This window comes from Shewanella sp. YLB-07, assembly GCF_009377275.1.
Genome location: NZ_VOQB01000004.1, coordinates 90,364 through 114,547, shown reverse-complemented (window position 1 = coordinate 114,547; position 24,184 = coordinate 90,364). Strand labels below are relative to the sequence as shown.

Here is a 24,184-nt window from a genome sequence, read left to right as displayed (position 1 = left end):
GAATATAGGACGGTTTATTATTGAACTATTGGGGCCAAGGAATCGATAAACAGCAGTATTTATAAGGATATTAACTTGAGTCACCCGGCTAGACCAAGACTGGATTATCTTCGATAGCCAGAGCACTTTTCTGAAGTTGAGGCGAAAATCAGTGATTGCATTCAGCATAGATACAGATAAGTTAAGAGATAATAAATCTTTTAACTTTCTGTTTTCATTTTATACTGACCAAATAAAGACCTCTAAAAACAACCCTATGAATAATCATTCTCAGCTCCAATCGTCATCACAGCTATTTGCACAGTCCTTTGCCCTAACTCTCACGTTATATAGCGGGCTGGCACTATCATCAGAGCACAGTGATCCAGAAGCGGTGCAACCAGATGAGCCGCTACCTAAGATCTATGCCACACAATTCCAAACGGAAACCTGGGGACTAGGAATAGGCGTAAGAAGGGGCGACATTCCCTTTGCTGTAGAAGATGACGAAGTGTACGATGTGCTACCACTGATAAAATACCGCAACGATTATTTCTTCATCAACGGCATGGAAGCGGGTGTGCACTTTTGGAAGAATGATGAGCATCAGGTTAACCTCTATACTCGCTTTCGTTTCGTCGACATACCCCAGGAGCTACAAAACGAGTCGCAATCTCAGGCCTTCGATTTCGGCCTACAGTATCGATTCCTCCAAGACGCCTGGGAGTTTGATGTCGCCTTCATGTCTGATTCGAATAAACGCAGCTACGGCTACACCCGAACCCAATATCATTGGGAGTATGGCAATTGGTATCTTAACCCCTATGCCGAGTTTCATTGGAAGAGTGCCGATTTTAACCAACACTATTACGGCTTAGATCAGTATGAAGCCAGTGGTGGGATTGAATTTAATGCGGGTATTAAGACCCGATATCATCTCTATAGCAACCTATACCTATTAGGAAAATTTGGTGTGGGTCGCATCGATGACGAGACGGTTAACCTACCGACCATGGATACTCAATATCAATTTGAATCCTTTCTCGGTTTCGGCTTCTTTCCAGATTTCAGTAATAAAAGCACTAAGAATAAGGCAACTAAGTCCGAATCGAGAGCCCCTAATAGCAGCGATAGTGAGTTTATACGCCTTGCACATGGTTGGGCCACGCCTTCGAACCTGAACGCCATTTTCTCCTGGCAAACCCAGACAGATCCCTATAATAATCAATTCACCTCTGTATTCTACGGTACGCGTCTCACCGAGACCTTGTTTAACTTTCCTATTGAGCTCTACTTCACACCAGGCTTGGTTTGGCACCACGACTCTCAAGTACAGAGTAATCTGGCCGAAGGCGTCATTGCCATCAAGGCCTTCTACACCTTCGAATTTGGCCCAAGATGGCGCCTGGGTGTCGCAGAAGGTCTGTCCTATGTATCAAGCGTCACCTATATAGAAGGCTCGGAGCTGGAAGAGAAAGGTTATAAGCCTTCCAAACTACTCAACTATCTGGATTTTTCCTTAGATGTAAATATGGGTGACCTATTTAATAACCGCGCCATGGACAAGATGTGGATGGGTTACAGCATACACCACAGATCCGGCATCTATGAAAAGAGCTCAGCCTTTGGCCGCATCGGTGGCGGCAGTAACTATCAGACCCTATATCTGCAATGGCATTTCTAATATAAAACAAACCAGCAATAGACGATTGGTTTATCTGGTATGAATCAAAAAACGCAAACCAGCTTGCATAAAATATCAGCATCTGGTTATATATTGCCAGATTCAAGAATATTCATGAGTGAGTAACAAGGAGTTGTTAATATGCAAGCATCGGCCATCAGTTCTTTCGCAGGTTTCGATGATAGAAGGATCACTCAGCCAAACATAAACCAGCACTGGCACAGACTATCTACAGCACAAAGATTCGCGTTCTATACCTTAGCAAAACTGGGCTATCAACTGTTATTCGTCAGGCAATCCAAGAACGAAAAGACAGCAGTGGCTAGGCAAGATGGCCAGCTGGTAACCATAGACAGTGAAGGTGATATCGACTTTAATCCCAGTCTGGTGTTACGTGAGAATAGATAATTAGAGTCTATAGATATTTTTAGACACAAAAAAGGAGCATCTAGCTCCTTTTTTGTGCCTGACTAAATTTTTTCTTATGCAGCATCAGCTTCAATACCATAGCCTCTGGAGAGCAATACCACGGCACTTCTTCCCAGCAGGTCATTGAATACGCCCTCCCCCTGTGGCCCCAAGTTTGATATTGCCGTATCTCTAGCCATATCGATCGCCTTAAACATGGTGATATCTTTACTCGAATAACCACACAGGCTAAAAAACAGACGCAAGATTGCACAGAAACGATGGCTTTCAATGGCTTTCATCCAAGATTTCTCTAATGCCGCTGATGTCGAAAAATCCAAGTCATTAATAAAGAGGCCTGCAATATTGGCATCTAATCGAATCAGGAACTCAGCTTTACGAGGAAAATGATGGCTGATGCCAGTGCGACTGATCCCGGTCGCCTCAGACAAGGTAGTATAAGACATGGACTCATAGCCGATCGATAGTACCTGCTGTAACGCCTCATCCAAAATCTGCTTTATGGTTTGTTCCGTTTGCGCTTTTGAACGTTTGGCCATGACAGCTCCCCCAATCTTGTTTCAGTACTTAGTACCCTAAAGTCCTGATAGATGCTATCAAACCAGATAGGCGAATACCTGAGTAACTCAGTTTATCAGCGAGATATCGGATACTTGTTCAGCTAAGGTTCAGCTTAAAAAGCGGGATTTACAGAATCATTAACATACTTAGCGCTTGTCGCCATATACTGAAACTTCTAACGATTTAAGCAAGAGAAGTAGAAGAGTAAGCAGGAAAACTCATCCAGAGTATCTCGAATCACTTGTTCAAATTAAGGCATTCAGCTTAAAAGTGGGATTTACAGAGTCATTAACATACTTAGCGCTTGTCGCCACATACTGAAACTTCTACCTATTTAAGCAAGAGAAGTAAAAGAGTAAGCAGAAAAACTCATCCAGAGTATCTCGAATCACTTGTTCGAATTAAGGCATTCAGCTTAAAAAGCGGGATTTACAGACTTTGCTCTTGTAGCCATAGATTGGCGCCATCTCTTCCGAGTAAACTCACTAAAGTCGACTCAAAATAGCGACGCAGGGCAGGCTTGCGCCAATACATATAGCTGGGAAGATGCAGCGATGCCTGAGTGCTGAAGCTTCTATGTATTAAGCTGGAGAATTCATCCAAAGTATCTTGGCTAGCTTGCTCGAGTTGAGGTAAAAAATCACCCATCAAGGCGTCGAATGTTTCAAAACGATTTAACTCCTCCAGGCTGTAGCGGCTTAATAGCTGAGATAATACAGGCACAGTCCAATGAGACATGAAAGACACATCTTTCATCACATCGATATTTCTTCTGTGATATTGCTGCCAGGCTAAATCCAATCTTAGTCTCTCTTTCGCCGAGCGCCAGACCAGATAGCAGTCCGCCACCCATTCATGTTGATAATCAGTCAGTCCCTCCATCAGCCCCCTATCCACTAAATCTGCTGCTTGCAGATGACCGAGTTCATGCCATAGGGTCAATTTTCGTGGCTCAACTAAGGGAAAAGAATGCAGCTCACCAGAAAGATCCACCAATATGGTCTGCGGGATATGCGAGGGTGAGATTAAAATCAGGCCTGAAACTTGTGTGTCCACAAGAGGTAACACCATGGCGCCTCTTCGAGCCATTACGTGATTAAGGCCATCGATAGTTTGCGGCAATTGTTGCCTGACTTTAGGAGATAAGTTAGCCAAACAGGATTCCAACTCCGTCACCTGACACACCAGTGCTTGCTTCGCCCCAACATCGGTCCAATAAAAGCTAGCACTCAAAGCCAGTGCGAGCAAAATCACAGCTCAACCTTATTGTAGCCGATGATTTCAATGCTCAAATAGCCTCCACCAACCATAAGTTTAAATCTTACCAATTCGCCCAGAGAAACCTTCATAACACTCATATCTTAATCTGTAGAGCAGGCAAGTGAACCAGGCATGATTCCAACTCAGTCACCTGGCACACCAGTGCTTGCCTCCCCTCAACATAATCGATCCAATAAAAGCTAGTACTCAAAGCCAGTGCGAGCAAAACCACAGCTCAACCTTATTGTAGCCAATGATTTCAATGCTCAAATAGCCTCCACCAACCATAAGTTTAAATCTTACCAATTCGCCCAGAGAAACCTTCATAACACTCATATCTTAATCTGTAGAGCAGGCAAGTGAACCAGGCATGATTCCAACTCAGTCACCTGGCACACCAGTGCTTGCCTCCCCTCAACATAATCGGTCCAATAAAAGCTAGTACTCAAAGCCAGTTTGAGCAAAATCACAGCTCAACCTTATTGTAGCCGATGATTTCAATGCTCAAATAGCCTCCACCAACCATAAGTTTAAATCTTACCAATTCGCCCAGAGAAACCTTCATAGCACTCATATCTTAATCTGTAGAATTAATCTTCGATTGTACCCAACTTTATTGACCAATAGCAGTGAGAATATTCGGTGTTTTTCAACTTCTACTGGGGTAATTACGTTAGAATAAGTGCTCATTTTTCTCATGTTAGAGTTATTCGTGGTAGAAAAAGCCCAATTTTCGACACATCTATATCACCCAAAATACTGGCCACTCTGGTTCGGTATAGGCTTGATGCGCCTGACACAAATACTGCCCCTATCAATACAGATGAAACTAGGAAGTCTTATCGGGCGCTTAGCCAAAGCCGTCATGGGCAGTCGAGTCCACACTGCCAAGCGTAATTTGGAACTTTGCTTCCCCGAAATGAGCCCAAGTGAACGACAAGACTTACTGAAACGTAATTTTGAAGAAACCGGTAAGGCCATCTTCGATACCATCAACGCCTGGTGGTGGTCAGATGCTAAGATTCAACGCCACATGAGTATAAAAGGCCAAGAGCATGTCGAAAAGACACTCGCTGACGGCCATGGAGTGATCCTGTTCGCCGTGCATTGTCTGCCGCTGGAGATGGGGGCACGAATTTTTGGCCAATTTCAACCCGGGGTGGGCGTCTATCGTCCCCATAACAATCCAGTGATGGAATACCTGCAGGTCAAGGGGCGCTTGCGCTCCAATAAGGCTCTGGTGTCTAAACGAGATCTACGAAAGATGGTGCGTTGTCTGAGAAGTCCAGATGTTATCTGGTATACAGCGGATCAAGATTTCGGCCGTTCCAGTGCCACCTTCATTCCCTTCTTCGCCATGCAAGAAGCGGCAACTATCACAGGTGCCACCACCTTGGCTCGCTTGGGCAAGGCTAAAGTATTGCCCTTCAGTGTGGTCCGTAACGCCGACGATAAAGGCTACACCATAGAGATCATGCCAGCCCTCGATAACTTCCCCGGTGAGGATGAGATTGCAGATGCTAAGCGAGGCAATAAGATCATCGAAGGGATCATCGAGCGAGAACCCAGCCAGTATATGTGGCTACATCGCCGCTTCAAGACTCGTCCTAACAAGGATGACCCTTCGGTTTATTAGCCTCTGTTCTCAGTAGTTTCCACGCTCTGAGAACAACTGAATATCACCACAAGTGATCCCTAGGAGCAGATATGGCACTGAGTCAAACCGAACTTACACAGATAGCACTGGATATTACCTCGGGCTTGTCCAACCGCGATCGATTTTCCAGGCTGCTCGATACCATAAGGCAGAATCTAGATTGTGATGCGGCGGCGCTACTCGCCTTTCAGGGCGGGCAATTTACTCCGTTAGCCATAGATGGACTCAATGCCGATGTACTGGGAAGACGCTTCCTTGTGGATGAACATCCAAGATTAGAAGCCATTGCTCGTGCAGGGGATATTGTCAGGTTTCCCTCCGATAGCACACTCGCCGACCCCTATGACGGCTTGATCCCTAATCAAGGTGATGAACTTAAGGTCCATGCCTGTATCGGTCTCCCCCTGTTTGCTAATGAAAATCTTATCGGCGCCATCACCATAGATGGCTTCGACCCCCGCCAATTTGATCAGTTTTCCAATAGTGAGCTTAGAAGTTTAAGTGCCATCGCCGCAGTCTCACTCAGTAATGCCCTGATGATCGATAGATTAGAGAAACTTGCGGTGCAATCGCAAGACTCGTTACCTGCGATGCGGCTAGGCATAGACACCAATACAGATGTGGAGATCATAGCTCAATCCGAGATAATGCAATCACTCCACAATGAGATTGAAATGGTCGCCGCCACAGATCTCAACGTGCTTATCTTAGGCGAGACGGGCACAGGTAAGGAACTGGTTGCCAAGGCAGTACACCAGGGCTCCGAGCGTAAGGATACGCCACTGGTATACCTCAACTGTGCGGCTTTACCTGAATCGATCGCTGAGAGTGAACTGTTTGGCCATGTAAAAGGCGCGTTTACCGGTGCCATAAGCAATCGAAGTGGCAAGTTTGAACTCGCCGATAAGGGCACCTTGTTTCTCGATGAGATAGGCGAGTTACCTCTCACCTTACAGTCCAAGCTCCTTCGAGTATTGCAGTATGGCGATCTGCAGAAGATAGGCGATGATCGCAGTCGAAAGGTAGATGTGCGAATTATTGCCGCCACCAATAAAGATCTAAAGCAAGAAGTGTTAGCCGGACGATTTAGAGCCGATCTCTACCACAGACTCAGCGTCTTCCCCTTGATGGTGCCACCGCTGAAAGAGCGAGGCAATGATATCATCTTGTTGAGCGGCTTTTTTGTAGAGAGGTGCAGGCAGAAGCTAGGCATTAATAATCTCAGTTTAAGCCCGGCAAGCCTGAGCCAGCTCAAACAATACTCATGGCCTGGTAATGTCAGAGAGCTAGAGCATGTCCTTCATCGAGCGGCCGTACTCGCTAGAGCGCAATCTCGCGGTGGACTATGTCAGATATCGCCTCATCATCTGGAGCCAATAACCCAAGCCGATGAACCAAGAGTTTCCCGCCAAACCACCAAGGAGATCAACAAGTTTCATATAGGCGATAACAGCCTAAAAGATGCAACTGACGAATTTCAATCTCAATATATCAGGCAGGCATTAGCCGAAAATAACGGACAATGGGCCGCCACAGCCCGCAAGTTAAAGCTAGACTCTGGCAATCTGCACCGCTTAGCTAAGCGATTGAGGCTGAAATAAACTGGAGTTCAGCATAGAAGGCTAGATCTACTGGATAAAAAGCTGTTATAAAATAGCCTATAACAGCCAGATTAAGCGATAACATGAAAACGGAATTCAGTCTAAAATATTGTCTGCTAGCTTACTCTTTGTGCCTATACGCTTTTATCAGCCCGAACACCTTGGCTGAAGAGTTGAACCTGGAGCAGCTGGCTGCGCCTCTTTACCATCTAGAGCAGAAGATCAGTTACCAAACGTTAGACAATGGGCTCCAGATCAGATTACTCCCCATGGATAACACCTTGAGTGTGTCTATTGCCAGCCAGTTCAGTGTCGGCTCCAGGGATGAAGCGCCGGGACAAACCGGTTATGCGCATCTCTTTGAACACATGCTGTTTAAGGGCAGTAAAAATGCCCCCGGCGACAGCTACGCCCAGACGATGAGTTCACTCAGTGGGCAATTCAATGCCTCCACCTTCTTCGATTTCACCAACTACTATCTGACTATTCCATCTGCAGCACTCGAGCTCGCCCTATGGCTAGAAGCCGACCGCTTCATTCGCCCAGCCTTAACTCAAGAGACAGTCACAAATCAGCAGGCGACCGTGTTAGAGGAGATGGCTACCAGCATAGATAATCAGCCCTATGTACGCCAAGCGATGGAGTTTCTCTTAAAGCAAGCCCAAGGCACGCCCTATCAACACGCGGTCATCGGCTCTAAACAAGATATAGCGCAATCGACGCCAACCAGCCTGAACCAGTTCCATCAAAACCATTATCGCCCCGACGCAATGCAGCTCAGCATAGTCGGTGGCCTTCCGCCGCAGACCACAGAATGGATTCAATCACTCTTCGGTGACTGGGCTAAAGCTTCCACACCCATTAACGCTCATCAAGAGTACATTTTTGACAACAAATCTGTTCGCGCAGAGATAGTCGATAACCGGGGTCCCTGGCCCGCATTACTGCTTGCCTGGCATACGGTAGGACAAGCTAATCGCGATGCCGCCGCCGTCACTTTACTCGAAGGCTACCTGTTTCAAAATCGAAATAGCATCATCAAGCAGAGTGGCTTGAAGGATCCGGAGCAACTACTCACCTACTCGATACCCTTGTCCATGGAGCATATGGGAGTCACCAACCTGGTCATAGTGCCGAGGGCAAAGACCTCCCTAGACAAGCTGGCGGGGAATATTGAGCAGATGATAAATCAGCTAAGTAGCCAAGGAATAAGCGAGAGTGATTTGGACCACTTGAAGGCCGAATGGCTCAACCTTAAACTCAGGCAAGTCGATAGCCCTTCAGCATTAGCAAGAGCCCTATCGGCAACATTACCTCAAGATCGCCTTGTTCCTCTAACTGGCCCCTGGGAACGCATCAATGCGGTGACAACGGCCGATATGCAGAGGGTAGCCGGTCGCTACTTTAATCATGGCTATGTCAGGCTAGACCTGCTACCACCTTGGTATATCAGATGGGGTAAAACCTTACTGGAATGGCTTCCCGGTGGGCTAACCGACAGCTTAGAGGATAGCGTCTTATGATCTGCTTTAATAAACATAGCATTAACTCGCCAAGATACCTGCTTAGCATCTTGCTGTTACTGCCGCTTCTAGGCTGCCAACAGACCAAGTTAGTGTTCACCGACGAGCAAGCACCAGTCACACCGACATTTAACCTACTCGAAGGAGCGCCGCAGCTACATAGAGTCAAACCTGAATTGAACTCGGGTACCGAGTCATGGGCACCTCAAGTTCATCCTCTGACGACTGATTTTACCCTGCACCTCTTCCCGCCTAGCCCATCAGAGCTTAATTATGTCGAGCTGGTACTGATAAATTCAGACCAGCCCTTTAATAACATAGATATTCTCAATACCGCACTCAATGAGCGCGCAATCTGGTTAGCGTCTCAGCATCCAATCTCATGTATCGAGAGCCTTCGAATAAGAGCGGGAATGCACAGCATTAGCATAAAGATGGCCTGCCCAGCTGAGGAATTACCACAATCACTGAGCATACTCAATGATAGTTGGCAGGATTCGGCATTTGAGCATGTTGATATCGATAATGTCCGTAGAAAGCTAAAGCTCAATAAGCATATCAATGCCTATAGCGGTGCAGAAATTGATAAAGTATGGGCCAATATAATATTAGGAAATAAGCATCCTTATAATCAGGCACTCAACAACTTAGTACTGCAAGATGAGCTAAGCCTTAGCAGGCTATCAAAGCTACAGCGAGAGATGCGAGCAGGCGCTAGATGGCATCTGTTTATGTCGCTGCCCGCGAATCATCGAGTATCCGATCTTGCCCAATCCAATATTCTTACTCAGGAATTCTTAATAGAAGAGGCTAAGCGGCTTGCTAAACTGTTAACCAGGTCTTCTCCTGTTGCAGCTAAAGACGGGCATGCAGGAAGAGAAGATGCTGCGGCTTTAGTCAAAGTAGCACAAGCGACAGATACAGCTGCAGAGTCTTTTATCAACACAGACAAGATAATCTACTTGATAGATGCGCCTGGAGCCGTGCAGACGCAGGTGAGAGTGGGATATAGACTGCCACTTTCAGCTTCGAGTTCTGGCTCTAATTCTGACACAATGAAGAATGACTTCTCGTCTAGCCATCCTCTAAGCTGCCAGTTACTCGCCGATTGGTTAGGTCGCAGTTTTTCCGGTCGCCTCTACTACGACTTAAGAGAAAAACGAGGGCTGACTTATGGCATCTATGGCCGCTGTTTCGATAACCCTCAGTCGCGTACACTCAAATATTATGGCAGCACACAACTGCAACACACAGGTGCATTTGTAGCTGGTATTTTAGCTCACCTTCAACTCACTACCGAACAAGAAGTTACAAGCGCCGAGCTAATGGCGTTGAAGACCTATGAAAAAAGTAAGTACACGCTAACCATGCAGTCCCAGTACTCGAGTAAGATACAGTATATTAAACAACTGACACTCAAACGCAGCAGCCAAGACTTAGCTAATATTCAGATTCAGATAAAAGAATTGACCGGCAAGCAGCTAATGCAGATGTCTCAGTCTATTTTCGACTCACCTCCCTACATCTTACTCAGAGGCGATGCCGATAAAATTAGTGGCGATCTAAAAGATAAATTACCCGACTGGCACATTGAAAAGGTTGAACCTTAAGCTACTTTGAGTAGCTCAGCTGCTATCGGATAACAGATAATGCCAATCGATATAAGAGCTAAACATTAACAGAATCAAGTCATATCAGTTGTCCCTACTTTAAAACGGCACAACTGATATACTTGCGCCCACCCCAATCGATATATCCAGTCAATATGAGCCTCTCTCCTCTCGTTAAATATCGGCAGAAACTCACTCAGCTAGATTTTAGCTTCGACCCTCAGCAAGAGCAGGCGGTGGCTTTACTCAATACCCTGTTCGAGCAACTCACCACACCTCAAGGCATAAACCCGTCTGACTCAATTAAAGGAGTCTATCTCTGGGGGGATGTGGGCCGAGGTAAGACCATGTTAATGGATCTTTTCTGCGACGCACTGGATGATGAGCTGACGCTGAGGCTGCACTTTCATCGGTTTATGGCGCGGATACATAAAGACATGTTAGCCGAATCAGGTAAAAGAGATCCCTTAGTTCGCATCGCTAAACACATTGCCAAAGAGTGCAAGGTGATCTGTTTCGATGAGTTTTTTGTCTCAGACATAGGTGACGCCATGATCCTCGGTACCTTGTTCGAGGCGCTATACAAAGAAGGGGTTATATTAGTCGCCACCTCCAACATACCTATCCCCCGCCTTTATGAATGCGGGCTGCAGAGAGACCGTTTCCTGCCTACGATTGCTTTGCTACAGGCCCACTGCACCGAGTTTCACTTAGATGGCAAGGAAGATCATCGACTGCGTTCCCTGGAATTTAAGCAGATCTACTTCTTGGCTCAGCATGCAAAATTTAATGAGTTATTTGGCTCGAAAGCTGACGAGAACACCTATAGCAATGAATCGATACAGATCTTAGGCCGCAGTATTCCAGTCATCAAGGTCAGTGATAATCAGGCCTGGTTTAGTTTCGATGCCTTATGTGACGGTCCCAGATCTCAGCTGGACTATATTGAGCTGGCCAGTCGCTTCGATACCCTGTTTGTCAGCGATATTCCCGTGCTCGGCGGTCTCCCCAAGTCCTGGATCCGCGCCAGGGGCACAGAAGATGGCGCTATCGCCACCGAAACAGGCGAACGTCAACTCTCTTATGCTGTGGGTGATGACCCGGCCAGACGCTTTATCGCCCTAATAGACGAGCTTTACGATCAGCGAGTCAATCTCTACCTGTCAGCCGAAGTCCCCCTGGAGGAACTGTACAGTGAAGGCGCATTGAGCTTCGAGTTCAGACGAACTTTCAGCCGCTTACAGGAGATGCAGTCCACAGAATATGCGGCTAACTCGAAACGACTAGTGGCTTAATACAAACCAGGCCCCACATTTTCCCGCCTACCCAGCCCAGAGAAACAAGGTAAAGGTGTTGGTTTAATGCTATTTTTCCCTTCCAAGCCCCGAATTCAAGATAGTGAACTAGTATTGAAAGGATAGATTTTATCCAAGGGGCCACAATGATTCAATTTTCCAGTATCCGACACCAGATCTTACTCTTCGGTACCGCGAGTTTACTCGCGGTAACCTTGGCAATCATAGGCTATGGCTACCTGTCGAATCAATCACTGCGCCATGAAGTACACACCAGCGTACTCAATCAGGCTCAGGAACAAGTCATTGAAAATATTAATTTATCGGCGCAGCAAGAGGCGCTGAAAATCAATGCAGCCTTCGACCATGCCATGGATATTGCCACCTCAGTTGCAGGCGGCTTGTTCCCTGAAGCACCAGGGCTTAGTCGCGCCCAAGTCAACAGCATGCTAAAGAATTTAGTGGAAAATAATCACGACATCTTAGGTATCTATACAGGTTGGGAAGCCGATAAGTTCGATGGTTCAGATGCTGATAATACTGACAATAAATATTCACAAGCCGATGGAAAGTTTGCCCCCTACTGGACACGTTCGCCCTCGGGTAAGATCGATATCCAGCCTCTGAGTGACTTCTACACCGAAAAATTAACTCCTACCGGAGTGAGAAACTCCGAGTGGTATCTGTGCCCTATGGAGAGTCGTGCGCCCTGTGTTATCGATCCCGCCTCCTATAAGGTCCAGGGGGTAGATACCCTACTCAGCTCATTTGTTGCACCTCTCATTCGTAACAGTCGTTACGTTGGTATGGTGGGGGTCGATTACTCACTCAACTTCCTGCAGCAACTGGCAACTAAAGCGGCCGAAAATCTTTATGGCGGCGCAGCCAGGGTGATAATACTCAGTCCCAGAGGGCTCGTCAGTGCCGACAGTACCAATAAGGACAACATCAGTAAGGTCGCCACTAATACAGACATTACCGGCCTGATATCAACCAGACAGAAACAGCAAACATCTATCAGTGACACCAGTATCATCGCCAGTAAAACATTTGCGGTGACTGGGACCAATGCTCAATGGGAAATACTAATACAGGTGCCAAAAGAACTGGCACTGAGCAAGGCTTATGACATAGTCGAGCAGCTGGAAACAGGCTTTGCCTCTAACCTAAACGGCCAACTCGTCGTGGGCTTTATCTCAGCTCTTTTTGGCATGCTACTCATCTGGTTTATGTCCGGCTCTATCAACCGCCCCATTCGTGAGTTGGTTGATGTGGTCGCCAAGTTGACCCAGTCTGGTGGCGATCTAACTCAAGAGATAAAAATTAAACGCAGCGACGAAACAGGCCAGCTTGCCACACACCTCAATACCTTTATTGCTAATGTTCGCTCCATCGTCTCTGATGTTGCCAACAGCATGACCGAGCTAACCCTGAGTTCCGAGCGCAATGCCGCCTTGTCTGAGTCCGGCAGAGAGCAGATAAGCAAGCAGCAGATGGAGATAGAACAAGTCGTTACCGCAACTAATGAGATGTCGTCGACCGCCCACAGCGTCTCCGATAATGCTCAGGTCACGGCCGATTCAGTGTCTACGACTCAGGAATCTGTTTCCAGAGGCCAGGAGGTAGTCAAAGCCAACGCCGATGGATTACAGTCTCTGTCCGAGCATGTGAACCATGCATCCAATGAGATAATCGATCTTGAAAAACAAACCGAGAGTATCGGCTCAATATTAGATGTGATCCGCAATATCTCAGAGCAAACCAACCTATTAGCACTCAACGCGGCCATTGAAGCCGCCAGAGCCGGCGAACAAGGTCGAGGATTTGCCGTGGTCGCAGACGAAGTCAGAGTCTTAGCAACCCGAACCGCAGACTCTACCGACGAGATCCAACAGATGATAGATTCCCTGCGCAGCAAGAGTAAGCAAGCGGTGAATACCATGTCACAAAGCAGAGAACTCAGTCAGACCTGCCTAACCCATGCTAAGCAAGCCGTAATTGAACTTGATGAAGTCAATAATCAGAGTAGTAAAATTCAGGATATGGCACATCAGATTGCCAGTGCGGCAGAGGAGCAAGCAGCAGTGACAGAGGAGGTCAATCGCAACATAGTGGCCATCAATGACGCCGCCGAATCTCTGGCTCAAGGAGCGGTTTCGGCCCAAGAGGAAAGCAGCAGCTCTGCCAGACTGGTAGACGAAGTCAACGAAAAAATAAACCATTTCCGTTACTGATCCCCTCTACGCCCCGTCACCAAAGGGCTCGCAATATGAGCCCCTATCCCCGTAAAGATATTGCGTTCATATACACTATTTTTGTGAATTTTGTTTTAGATTTTTTCTAAACTATTTTCAACATAATTGTTGCTTTTTTATCGAATCGAACAAGACTTAAGAGGAGAACTACATAAGGAAGGGAGTTAGAAATGAGCAGAAAACTCTTGATATTATTATTTGTTTTAACAAGCATTTTAACCGCCTGTGGGCAAGATCCCCTGGTAAAACGTCAGGTCATTGCCATTGCGCCTATGGATCAAGAAAACCTATTTTTACAGGTAGATAAGCACATAAGCCTCACTCCAAGACCCAGAGAAACCTTCCCTTTCCCAATCAAACTCGGTGAAGTTGGCCCAGCCGATAGTCTCTACTCAGGTAAGCGCCAATACCCTTTCTACTGTATGACAATCGATGCTGGTTTGGGTCAGCCCCTTGTTGATAATCAAGAAGGCTATGGCGTCACAGTTTACGATGAAAACGACGAGATAATTGGTTATAGCAAAGACTGTATGGTCACCTCAAGAATAGACTATTTTTATACCTTAACAGGCACAGATAAAATACGAGCCTACGATCTCGACAACCCACCAGCAAGGGCTGAGATTGCGACAACTGAGATCGACGGTAAGCCAGTCCCGGAGATCTTCCGTTTAGAGAGAGGTAGCATCAACCGCTATATCTATTTTCTCACCATGCTAGTGTCCGAGACCAGCTTAGGAGTCAGAGACACTAAGCAATATTGGAATAATAAGCTCATCTATCAATTCAAAGGCGGAGCCAGCATAGGTTTTCGACAGGGACGTATGGGGGCTGAACGCCTCATTAACAGACGCCTCACTTTGCTCAGACAAGGCTACGCCGTCATAGCCTCCAGTGGCAACAATACCAGCTACAGCTATAACATGTTGCTCGCCGAAGATACAGCTAGAAGAGTCAAGGCACAGTTCACCTCCCTCTATGGCGATCCCCTCTATACCTTAGGCATTGGCGGCTCGGGTGGCGGACTCGCACAATACCTTATCGCTCAAAACAGCACTGGGGTTTTAGATGGGTTAATGCCAATTTATAGCTTTCCGGATATGGTGTCACAATCGATATTCCTGCTCGATTGCGACCTGTTACAGCACTACTTTAACGTCACAGATAACGCTAATAGTAAGTGGAAAGACTGGGAGCAGAGAGAAAATATCGAGGGTATGAATGGTATTAATGGTTTCGACCATCCCTATACCTTCTTAGTCCCTCTCAATCAACTGTTTGCAGGTGCCTGGCCCTCCATGCCCAATGGCAGCAGCGAGTGTGTTTATTCTTGGTTCATCGCCGCAACTTTCTTCTACAACCCTAAGCAAGGTTTCGTCAAACCTTACTTCTCCGATAAGGTAAAAGAGCAGGTTAACTGGACCTATTGGCAAGATTTAGCTCAGATTTATGGCACTGATCGTCATGGATTTGCACGAACAACTTGGGGTAATGAGGGTGTTCAGTATGGCCTGAGAGCCATGCAGAGGGGAGATATCAACATCGAAGAGTTCATTCACCTCAATCAGTATATCGGTTCCTGGGTGCCACAAGATAAAATGCGTAAAGAAACGGCATTTACTCCTTTTGGCATGAAGTTCCCCATCTGGCTAAGCCTGTGGAGTCGCAATAATATCACGGAGCCGAAATCCCATATTGCTAAACGAAAACCATCCGATCCACAAGCGATCGTCAATGGCTATAAATATGGACAGATATTCATAGGTAAGGCGGAGCTTCCTATCTTGGAGATCCGTCACTATTTAGAAGACGATCTCAATATGCACCACACCTTAGCCTCCTTCGAAACTCGGCTAAGAATCCAGGAATATCAAGGGCACAATGAAAATCAGGTGGTTTGGATATCCCATAAAGATCATATTCCTATCGATAAGGGCATAGCGTTTCTTGATCAATGGCTATTGGCCATAAGAGCCTCCGAAGATAAAGATCCTATCACCAGCAAACCCGCAGATTTAGCCGATGCCTGCATAGATTATCAGGGAAAGGTACAATTTGAGGGGGAAGATGTGTGGGATGGCGAATGGAACAATAAGCCATTAGGAAAATGCAGCAAAATATACCCCATATACAGCAATATTCGCGTACAGGCTGGGGGCCCTTGGGCCGGCAGTATCTTCAAGTGTGGTCGTATTCCTGTTGGCGATGCCATAGAGCGAGGTTTATACGGTAATGTCTCCATACAGGCTTACCAGGGTCAATTAGAAAATATATTCCCCGATGGAGTATGTGACTATAGTCAGGGAGATATAGGCAAGCCAGATCTCGGTTTAACGCCGACGTTACAGGCCCATAAGAATAAGCATTCCAATCAGTCATCTCTGCTTGGCAGTGGACAAAAATTGGAACGCTAATTGGATATTGATGTCATTGTTATTCTGCGGTTGATCTTAGTACTTCATGATAAGCCGCTTTGGGCTAGCTTACTCTGGGTAAAGTAAGCTTTAGAAAATAGTTCAGGGTCACATTTTACAGATGTCATTAAACATGGGGCAACTTAACCATACTCAGGTTCCCGCAGCCAAAATGTGGTGTATAGCGACTCAAAACTTAAGTTACCTACTCCTGATGGGGGGTAAAATTAGTGCTTAAATACTGTCGGCTATAGAGTACGGCTAAGCCTATCAAGGGCATTAACATGGTGAATTGGCCACCAATAAACACAAAATCGATTAAGATTAACGCCGACAAAAATATCATCTTCTCATCGAACTCCCGCTTCTGATTATCCCCGCTAAGTGTCAATGAAATAATGGCAATACCTAAGAGGAAGATAGCCGTATTGAGCACACTGGACAATCGTCTCTTCTCAAGCTCGACCTTGTAATTAGGGTCCTTGTGTAGTTCCCTCAAGGCTTCGAGCCTAGCTGTAACACTCGCTCGCGTATTCACGTTATTACTGCCTTTAATATCACCAGTTTTAATACTACTGGTATTGGCCAGATTAGCTTTAACACCCCGGCCTAAATTATTTGTACCTACCTCGGCCATAGCTGGATTAGTCACACTGGAAAACTCATTGTAACTACTTATAGTGATTATATTTTTTGTTTCATATGGCCTTTCTATCTGCCCTTGAGCCACTTCACGAATATCAGACAATGAAACTCTGTGATCTACTACGGCTCTGCCATAGGCCTGTTCAGTACCATATACATGGGCCTCATCAGACAGGGACACATCTTCAAGTTTTCCGGTGTAAAGGGTGACAGCTAGGTAGCATAAGACAATGGCTAAACCTAACACCAGGTTTCTTCTTATAAAATACATACCACCTCCATAGCTTTCGCTAATTATCCCAGATAAAAATACAGCTAGTCACCGTTAGCCATAGTATAGTCAAAGAAAACGAAACCAAACAAACCAGCAACCAAGTAGTAACATATTGATATCCTAACCTTAGAAAGACAATCTATTATGGCTGGAGGTAACAATTTGATGCATTGGTTGCATTAATCATAAATAGGTGGAATTCAGCTAGCCGTACACTAGATGACTATGGCAGCACTCCCTTAGCGCTAAAAATAATGGCAGCAAACAAAAGATAAAAAATAAAACCCTTTTCTGTTTTCCTTGCGTTTATAACTTCAGAACTCGTATTTAACTTTTTATTTCTAAGATTGGAGTCGAAAACCATGAATAAAACACTTTTAGCCGCACTGGTATCGAGCAGCCTTATCTTTGTCTCTCCCCTCATTCAAGCTGCAGAGCTAAGTTTCCCTCATTTGGAAACGGTGGGAAGTAGCCAACTCCAGGTTGATGCCGATATGGCTGAGATCAATGTCGAAGTCACAATTAAGGAGAAGACTGCCAAGGCCGCGAAAGACAGCTCAGACCTGGCCGTTGCCAAATTTATTGCCCGCTTAAAGTTGGCTGGTATTTCGAGAAACAAGATCCAGAGCGCCAACCTGAACCTGCAGCCACAATATCATTATCAGAAAGACAAGCCCGCCGAGTTAACAGGCTATAGCGCAAGCCGTAGATTAATTGTCACAGTCGATGATCTGTCCAACCTCAATAAGATCTTAGACTCGGCGCTCGAAGAGGGCATCAACCGAATAAATAACATAGCGCTCAAGACAAGCAAGGAGGAGGAATATATAGATAAGGCTCGTCTGGCAGCCATCAAGGATGCTCAGCAGAAAGCCAAGAAACTCGCCGAAGGGTTCGGTGAAAAGATCCAGGGGATCTGGGAGATCCGTTACTTAGATCAACGCCCGGTTCAGCCTGTGATGTTACGCATGAACGCCGGTCCTAGCTATGACGTAGCCGAAAGCTATCAACAAGGCCAAGTCACCATTCGAGACAGAGTCGAAGTGATTTACAAACTAAAATAAAAGCTAATACCCTCCTACTTATATAAAATTAGTCATCAATGAGCCCATGAATCGATTTTCATAGGCTCATTATAATGATCTTCCTTGATAGGTTATTTAAAAAAGGTCAGGCTATTACTACCCTCGACACCACTGAGAACCACATATTGCCCACTAACTAAAGTCAATCCCTGTGGGTTTTCAATCTCAGAGAAATCCATTGCAGCTTCCAAGTTATTATTTTCCATATCCATAACCAAAATCTGATTGCCACTGTGATTAAGCAGGTACGCCTTATTCTCAGCTACCACTAAACCTGTGATCATAGGATATTCACCAGCAGTATTACCTATTTTCGCTTCACTATTGAGTTCAAAATCTTCACCACTTAATCGTGAAACAATAAAGTTATTACGCACCTTAACTGGCAAAGTGATAGTGAGATACTCTTGCTTTTGTACATCCCACCCCAAACTACCAATGTAGTTATACTTAGCTCTAACCGTTGCAAATCGGCTACGCTTAAGCTCTTTCACACCGTCAGTACCATCCATAAATAACCAATAGCTATCTTCAAATTTTGCAGTTTCATCATAGGCCAGACGAACAAAACTCTTATGATCTGTGATAATTAGTACGCTCGAATCACTATCGAACACGACGCCAGTAAGGTTAGAAATCTCTACCGAGAAGGCGCCATCGATCAATACTGATGCCAGTACATTTTTCAAATCACCACTTAAGAAATAGACCCAGTTGTTGCTAGTCACAACAACGTACATATCACGAGTCGGACTATAGCTGACCCCGGTTGCAAGCCCTTTTATCTCTTCAGGCAAGATCACTGACTCTGAGGCGGCTAGACTCGCCATATTAGCAAATATTGGCGTATTACTGGAAACCATATCGGCAAAGTCGGGGCGCTCAATCGCGTAACTACCACGAGCAGAGAGGGATGAAAGCTTAGGCCAATGATCCATTGACCAGACGATCCTATCTTTATCGAAAGACATTCGGTACGGATCGCCTTGCCCTATGAAAGGGAACGGGCCCGTTTGGGTAAAAGCCTGCACAATATTAAAGCCAATCACCACCAAAAATACCATGACAGTCGTCTTGTTAAGGCCCGTCCAACGATGCTTATCCTCTTTTTCACTAAGCCGATCTCCTTGCAACACCAACAGCACAGAGGCAAACAACAGGACAACGATGAATACGACCATGACCCAGACATAGGTATGCACACCAAAAATTGCCGGACCGAAGCCTTGACCAATATCCCTAAGAATATGATTTGAACTGTGGCGGTAGCCTGCCCACAAACCATAAACAGATGCAAAGACCAAGGCACCTAAATACTTAGGTTTAAGGCCGTAACGCATGATAAATATTGCAATCAAGGATACTAACACCATGGCGGTACGTTCTTGCCAACATAAAATACATGGGTTATCTCCGAGGCCGTAACCCAGCACGATGCAAGCTATCCCCACGGGTAGTGCAATCAGAGCCAGCGCCGCTAGTGACACAATTTGATTCACTGTTGTTTCTTTCATTTTCATCATCTTATAAGTTCCCAGCCGGTACTAACATATCCCAGGTACCGAGTAACCAGATCAATACACTCATCGCAATACTCGCAAACAAGCAGATATTAGCCATGCCCTGTTTATGGGGTTTGAAAGCCACCAGAAAGGCGGTAAAAAAAATGAGACAGAAGAGCAGAAATTCCATAAATGTATCCACTTTGGTTTCAAGATTAATGAGCCGCGCAGGCTAAGCTGTCGACACTATGTTTCCAAACTAAGATAACAATTCATCCAAGACATAAATGAGACGCTGAGCAAATAAATATCCTGTAAAATCAATGCACTTTTAAAACTTGAGAGGAATATTAGATTTGACCAGATTTCGTGATCAGGCCATCAATAACAACATAAGTAAGTGTGATATAAATTTTAATGCTATCAGGTGTTTACTCAATAAAATCTCAACTAACAATGGCCATACATATGTGACAAACTAAAGAGGCGAATAAAAACGAGAAATAACCATTAATAAGGGGGTCTATGTGAAACTTCTATCGGTAATATTACTTAGCCTCTGTCTGACTAGCGTGGGCTGCAATAAACCCATAACCAAACAAGAGTCAGACTCGATTCATCGATATGTCGCAGACAATCTCATCGATGCCGAACTGTCAAAGGATGCCAAGCTTGCAGTCACCTTGAGCCGCACCCGTGAGTTATCGGTGTGGAATAACGCCTCAAAATCTCTGTTGCATCAATGGCAGGTAGAAGACTTCGATGAGCCCACTTACCTAGTGTCACTCTCCGGAAATAATAAGTATCTGGCGGTAACGGGAAAGCATCAAGTATCGATATTTGATCTCAAAAGCGGCCGACTCGAGGTCTCCTGGCTTGCACAGGGCTTTGATAGTAGTGCCAGTATCTCCAGCCTGTATTTGAGTCAAAGCGGAAGGCGAATTTTACTCGGTATGAATGAAGGTTCGGTGATCACAGTCGATCTCGAAAGCAACCAATTATCTATGTTTCAGCTCCATGACGGGCCTGTCAGTCATGTTGAATTTCTCTCTTATGGCGAGCGAATATTGTCGTCAGCCTACGATGGACATGCACTCATTTGGGCCAGTAGCAATGGACAGGTTATTAAGGACTTTAGCTTGGCCCAGCGTATCACCAGTATTAGCTTCGATGAGGCCGAACGTAGGATATTTATCGCCGATGTCTTAGATAAGCACATCATAGCCGACTCACATTCTGGTGAAAGTATCAGTCAATTAAGTTTCCTGGGACGCTATCGCTATTTTAGACAAGCGTTATTTGCCGACCGGGGCAAGACGCTCATCACAGCTAGCTCAAAACAGAAGATAATGAGCTGGGATCTAAACACAGGCAAGGAAAAGAAGCACTGGAACATCACAGTTTTTACCGCCGGAACCACAGTGCTCGATATGACCATCAACTCCAGCGGCCAGCTAATGACCCTAAGCTCGGATGGGGCACTGGAAATATGGGACTATTAATCCCATTCTCATAAAAATAGCAATCTAATTGAATTTAAGTGAATTAAAACAGATTTAAACCGAACGCTTGCTTCACGGAAGTTAACACTCGATGTGACTCTTCCTGAGCCTGCTCGGTTCCTCGCTTTAATATGTCAATCAGCTGCGCCTTATCATCGATAAACATAGCTCTGCGTTCACGAATAGGTTTCAAGGTTTCCTGCAGACACTCCTCCAAAATTTTCTTGGTGGTGCCATCCCCTAGCCCACCACAGCGATATTGCTCTTTAAGCCTAAGGATATAATCGATATCAGAATGAAACGCATCTAAATAAGTAAACACCACGTTGCCTTCCACCTTACCGGGGTCTTCCACTCGCAGATGGCCTGGATCGGTATACATGGACTTAACCGCCTTAGTTATTTCCCGCTCACTGGCACTAAGCATTATGGTGTTGCCCATAGATTTAGACATCTTGCTGCGACCATCGGTACTGGGCAAACGTGATACCTTACTCAGCAGGGGCTTACACTCGGTCAAGATGGCGCCGCCAGCTATATGATTCAGCCTTCTGACTATCTCATTGGTTTGTTCCAACATAGGTAATTGATCTTCCCCAACGGGAACCAGAGTGGCATTAAATGCCGTGATATCGGCCGCCTGACTGATAGGATAGGTTAAGAAGCCCGCCGGAATACTGCGACCGAATGACTTAGATTGGATCTCATTTTTCACCGTGGGATTGCGCTCTAACCTGGAGATAGACACCAGATTAGAATAATACATAGTAAGTTCAGCCAGAGCCGGGATGGCGGACTGCAGACAGATCCTGGTCTTTAGTGGATCGATACCAACCGCGAGGTAATCAGCCACCACATTAAGAATATTTGATGCGACCTTCTGCGGTTGATGACCGTTATCGGTCAAGCCCTGCATATCTGCCACTAAGATCGTCTGATGATACATATCTTGCAGTTTGACTCTCTGCTGCAAGGAGCCAACATAGTGGCCTAAGTGTAACTGACCCGTGGCACGATCTCCCGTAAGGACTTTCTCTTTTTCCGTGCTTAAATCGGCTTCGACCTGAACCGATTCATGTTTATCCAAACAGCTTGGTTCGACCGAATCGACTCGTTTAACCTTGGGATTAACATTTGATTTTACTTGCATAATTGACTCCTGATTAACACCACCGGAGACACTATGACTGAGATCAATTAGCTACCATCCGGCGGCTAATGAACATGATGAGATGTGCCGCTCTAAAGAAGAGAGCGCCACCAAGATAACTGAGGATTGTAACTAAGAGATATGGTTTTCATTACCGCAGGTTACCAAGCTCATTCAACGTGAACAAGCTAAACAGAGATTAAAGATCATTTACTTCTCTTTAATCTGTTCCTTTGCAGAATTAACTTTTTTATTCAGTTTTAACTTATTGGCTAAGGGCTCTATGGCGCCGCCTTGGAGTACTATCGAAAACAGCACGATAAAGAACACCATATGCACCAGGTCTATCGCCCCTTCGACGCCAGCGGCGGCTGGAATTAAGGAAAACACTATGGGTGTAGCCCCTTTGAGACCAATAGATGAAATAAACAAACGCTTGCGCCAGCTCGCTCCCCTAAAGGGCAGATAGCAGAGTTGCACCGCCAAGGGACGAGCCACTAACATGAGTAAAGCAGCAGGAATAAGCGACAGGAAGAACACAGAGAACAGAGTCTGAGGAAAAATCTGTAATCCCAATATGATAAACATCAACGACTGAGCCAGCCAAGAGAGGCTATTGAAGAAGTGCTTATTGACCTCCCTTCCTCGTTTAATGCCGTTACCTATCACCACGCCCACCACATAGGAGGCGATTAAGATGTTGCCACCGGCCAAATCGCTGCCATAGGCCGCGATGATAAAACTCGCCAGCACGAATACAGGGATCAGGCCATACTCCTCTAAGTGTATGGTGTTGAGCAGATAGACCGCGAGCCTGCCCACCAAATAAGCAATGACGACTCCTGCGCCTAACTGGATCAGCAGAGTCTGAGCTATTTCCCAACCCGATATCGCCTTCTCTGGTGCTAAAGCGATGCCAGTGAGAATGACCACCATGACTAGAGCTACCGGATCATTAGTCGCCGACTCAAATTCGAGCACAGTATCAGTCTTCTCTTTTAGCTTAAGCTTCTTAGATTCTAAGATTGAGAACACGGCGGCGGCATCGGTAGATGAGACTATAGCGGCAAATAACAAGCAGATAACCAGGCTCCACTCGGTCAGCGGATATAACAGGGCCGCTAGGATCAATGTGGTGAACAATACCCCGAACGTCGAAAGCACCCCACCCTCTTTATAGGCTAACTTGATGCTCTCATTTGAAGTGTTAATGCCACCTACAAACACGATAATATTCAGCGCAACTGCGCCAACCATAGAAGTGACTGCCAGGTTATCGTAAACGAAATCAAACTCACCATTGCCAAGTGCTAAACCCACACCCATGAAAATCAATAGAGAGGGGATCCCTAAGGTTTTCGAGGGGTGATGCAATAGAATGCCTATTGCGATCAACAGGGCGATTCCCAGCAGGAGTATTTCGTATGACATATCTATCCGAGTCCTCTAAGTAAAAAAATAAGAGTGAGAATTCAGACGACGGTAATACCAGTCTAATTCTATTTTACGTTTATGGGGTAATAGGTTAAGAGTGAAAACCTGAGTATAGGTTAACTTTTTATTAATAATACGAACAAAACAGTGATAAAAAAATGATGAAGACCTGTCACCAGTCAGTGACTTTGAGACGGTTATTCTACACTATTTATCGCCATTTTTTAAGATGTTAACCAGTAAATTAACGATCTATAATGTATCGTTTTTGGCGATTATAACCACACGGTAAACAGGTATAAGCTAAAAAAGGCGCCAGAAACT

Annotated in this window: 18 protein-coding genes; 11 read left to right on the top strand and 7 right to left on the bottom strand. The window is 45.6% G+C overall.

What is annotated here, in order from left to right; translation table 11 throughout:
- Positions 1-256 precede the first annotated feature (256 nt).
- Entirely contained in the window at positions 257-1,663 is a 1,407-nt protein-coding gene (locus tag FS373_RS10080) for a MipA/OmpV family protein (protein ID WP_152829372.1), read from the top strand.
- Positions 1,664-1,804: 141 nt separating this feature from the next.
- Positions 1,805-2,071, top strand: coding sequence for a hypothetical protein (locus tag FS373_RS10075; RefSeq protein WP_144044985.1), 267 nt, complete (start codon positions 1,805-1,807; stop codon positions 2,069-2,071).
- Positions 2,072-2,145: 74 nt separating this feature from the next.
- Here the strand turns inward: FS373_RS10075 and FS373_RS10070 are convergent, their stop codons facing one another.
- Complete coding sequence (locus FS373_RS10070; RefSeq protein WP_144044984.1) at positions 2,146-2,631, bottom strand: TetR family transcriptional regulator; 486 nt, start codon at positions 2,629-2,631, stop codon at positions 2,146-2,148.
- Between the two features lie 451 nt (positions 2,632-3,082).
- Complete coding sequence (locus FS373_RS10065) at positions 3,083-3,907, bottom strand: hypothetical protein (protein ID WP_144044983.1); 825 nt, start codon at positions 3,905-3,907, stop codon at positions 3,083-3,085.
- Positions 3,908-4,625: 718 nt separating this feature from the next.
- On the opposite strand from FS373_RS10065, the gene FS373_RS10060 reads away from it, so the two are divergent.
- The 7 genes from FS373_RS10060 to FS373_RS10030 all read left to right on the top strand — a co-directional run bounded on the left by FS373_RS10060 (position 4,626) and on the right by FS373_RS10030 (position 16,268).
- Positions 4,626-5,549: an LpxL/LpxP family Kdo(2)-lipid IV(A) lauroyl/palmitoleoyl acyltransferase gene (locus FS373_RS10060; RefSeq protein ID WP_144048814.1), complete on the top strand. Its 924-nt coding sequence runs from the start codon at positions 4,626-4,628 to the stop codon at positions 5,547-5,549.
- 71 nt (positions 5,550-5,620) lie between these two features.
- Positions 5,621-7,171, top strand: coding sequence for a nitric oxide reductase transcriptional regulator NorR (gene norR, locus FS373_RS10055; RefSeq protein WP_144044982.1), 1,551 nt, complete (start codon positions 5,621-5,623; stop codon positions 7,169-7,171).
- Between the two features lie 83 nt (positions 7,172-7,254).
- Positions 7,255-8,694: a M16 family metallopeptidase gene (locus tag FS373_RS10050; RefSeq protein WP_152829370.1), complete on the top strand. Its 1,440-nt coding sequence runs from the start codon at positions 7,255-7,257 to the stop codon at positions 8,692-8,694.
- The gene (locus FS373_RS10045) at positions 8,691-10,304 is read left to right on the top strand and encodes an insulinase family protein (protein ID WP_152829369.1); all 1,614 of its coding nucleotides are present in this window, start codon (positions 8,691-8,693) and stop codon (positions 10,302-10,304) included. Before FS373_RS10050 ends, FS373_RS10045 begins: the two co-directional genes overlap by 4 nt.
- A 155-nt stretch (positions 10,305-10,459) precedes the next feature.
- Positions 10,460-11,599: a cell division protein ZapE gene (zapE, locus tag FS373_RS10040; protein ID WP_152829368.1), complete on the top strand. Its 1,140-nt coding sequence runs from the start codon at positions 10,460-10,462 to the stop codon at positions 11,597-11,599.
- 146 nt (positions 11,600-11,745) lie between these two features.
- Entirely contained in the window at positions 11,746-13,833 is a 2,088-nt protein-coding gene (locus FS373_RS10035; protein WP_144044978.1) for a methyl-accepting chemotaxis protein, read from the top strand.
- Between the two features lie 191 nt (positions 13,834-14,024).
- A complete protein-coding gene (locus FS373_RS10030; protein ID WP_144044977.1) occupies positions 14,025-16,268 on the top strand; it encodes a DUF6351 family protein in 2,244 nt (747 codons plus the stop codon).
- A 205-nt stretch (positions 16,269-16,473) separates the two neighbouring features.
- On the opposite strand, the gene FS373_RS10025 is transcribed toward FS373_RS10030, so the two are convergent.
- Positions 16,474-17,184, bottom strand: coding sequence for a hypothetical protein (locus FS373_RS10025; RefSeq protein ID WP_144044976.1), 711 nt, complete (start codon positions 17,182-17,184; stop codon positions 16,474-16,476).
- Between the two features lie 365 nt (positions 17,185-17,549).
- Here FS373_RS10025 and FS373_RS10020 point away from each other — a divergent pair, with 365 nt between their 5' ends.
- A complete protein-coding gene (locus FS373_RS10020; RefSeq protein WP_144044975.1) occupies positions 17,550-18,251 on the top strand; it encodes an oxidative stress defense protein in 702 nt (233 codons plus the stop codon).
- A 92-nt stretch (positions 18,252-18,343) separates the two neighbouring features.
- On the opposite strand, the gene FS373_RS10015 is transcribed toward FS373_RS10020, so the two are convergent.
- Positions 18,344-19,795, bottom strand: a complete 1,452-nt coding sequence (locus FS373_RS10015; RefSeq protein WP_227992657.1) for a disulfide bond formation protein B — start codon at positions 19,793-19,795, stop codon at positions 18,344-18,346.
- Between the two features lies 1 nt (position 19,796).
- Positions 19,797-19,964, bottom strand: a complete 168-nt coding sequence (locus tag FS373_RS31455; RefSeq protein WP_185976953.1) for a hypothetical protein — start codon at positions 19,962-19,964, stop codon at positions 19,797-19,799.
- A 337-nt stretch (positions 19,965-20,301) separates the two neighbouring features.
- Between FS373_RS31455 and FS373_RS10010 the strand changes: the two genes are divergently transcribed.
- Positions 20,302-21,276 (top strand): WD40 repeat domain-containing protein, encoded by a 975-nt coding sequence (locus FS373_RS10010; RefSeq protein ID WP_229381080.1) that lies wholly within the window; start codon positions 20,302-20,304, stop codon positions 21,274-21,276.
- Positions 21,277-21,319: 43 nt separating this feature from the next.
- Here FS373_RS10010 and trpS read toward each other — a convergent pair whose 3' ends face one another.
- Together trpS and FS373_RS10000 are read right to left on the bottom strand one after the other, a co-directional pair.
- On the bottom strand, positions 21,320-22,426 hold the full coding sequence (gene trpS, locus FS373_RS10005; RefSeq protein WP_144044974.1) for a tryptophan--tRNA ligase: 1,107 nt from the start codon (positions 22,424-22,426) through the stop codon (positions 21,320-21,322).
- 210 nt (positions 22,427-22,636) lie between these two features.
- Positions 22,637-23,857: a potassium/proton antiporter gene (locus FS373_RS10000; RefSeq protein ID WP_144044973.1), complete on the bottom strand. Its 1,221-nt coding sequence runs from the start codon at positions 23,855-23,857 to the stop codon at positions 22,637-22,639.
- Positions 23,858-24,184 lie beyond the last annotated feature (327 nt).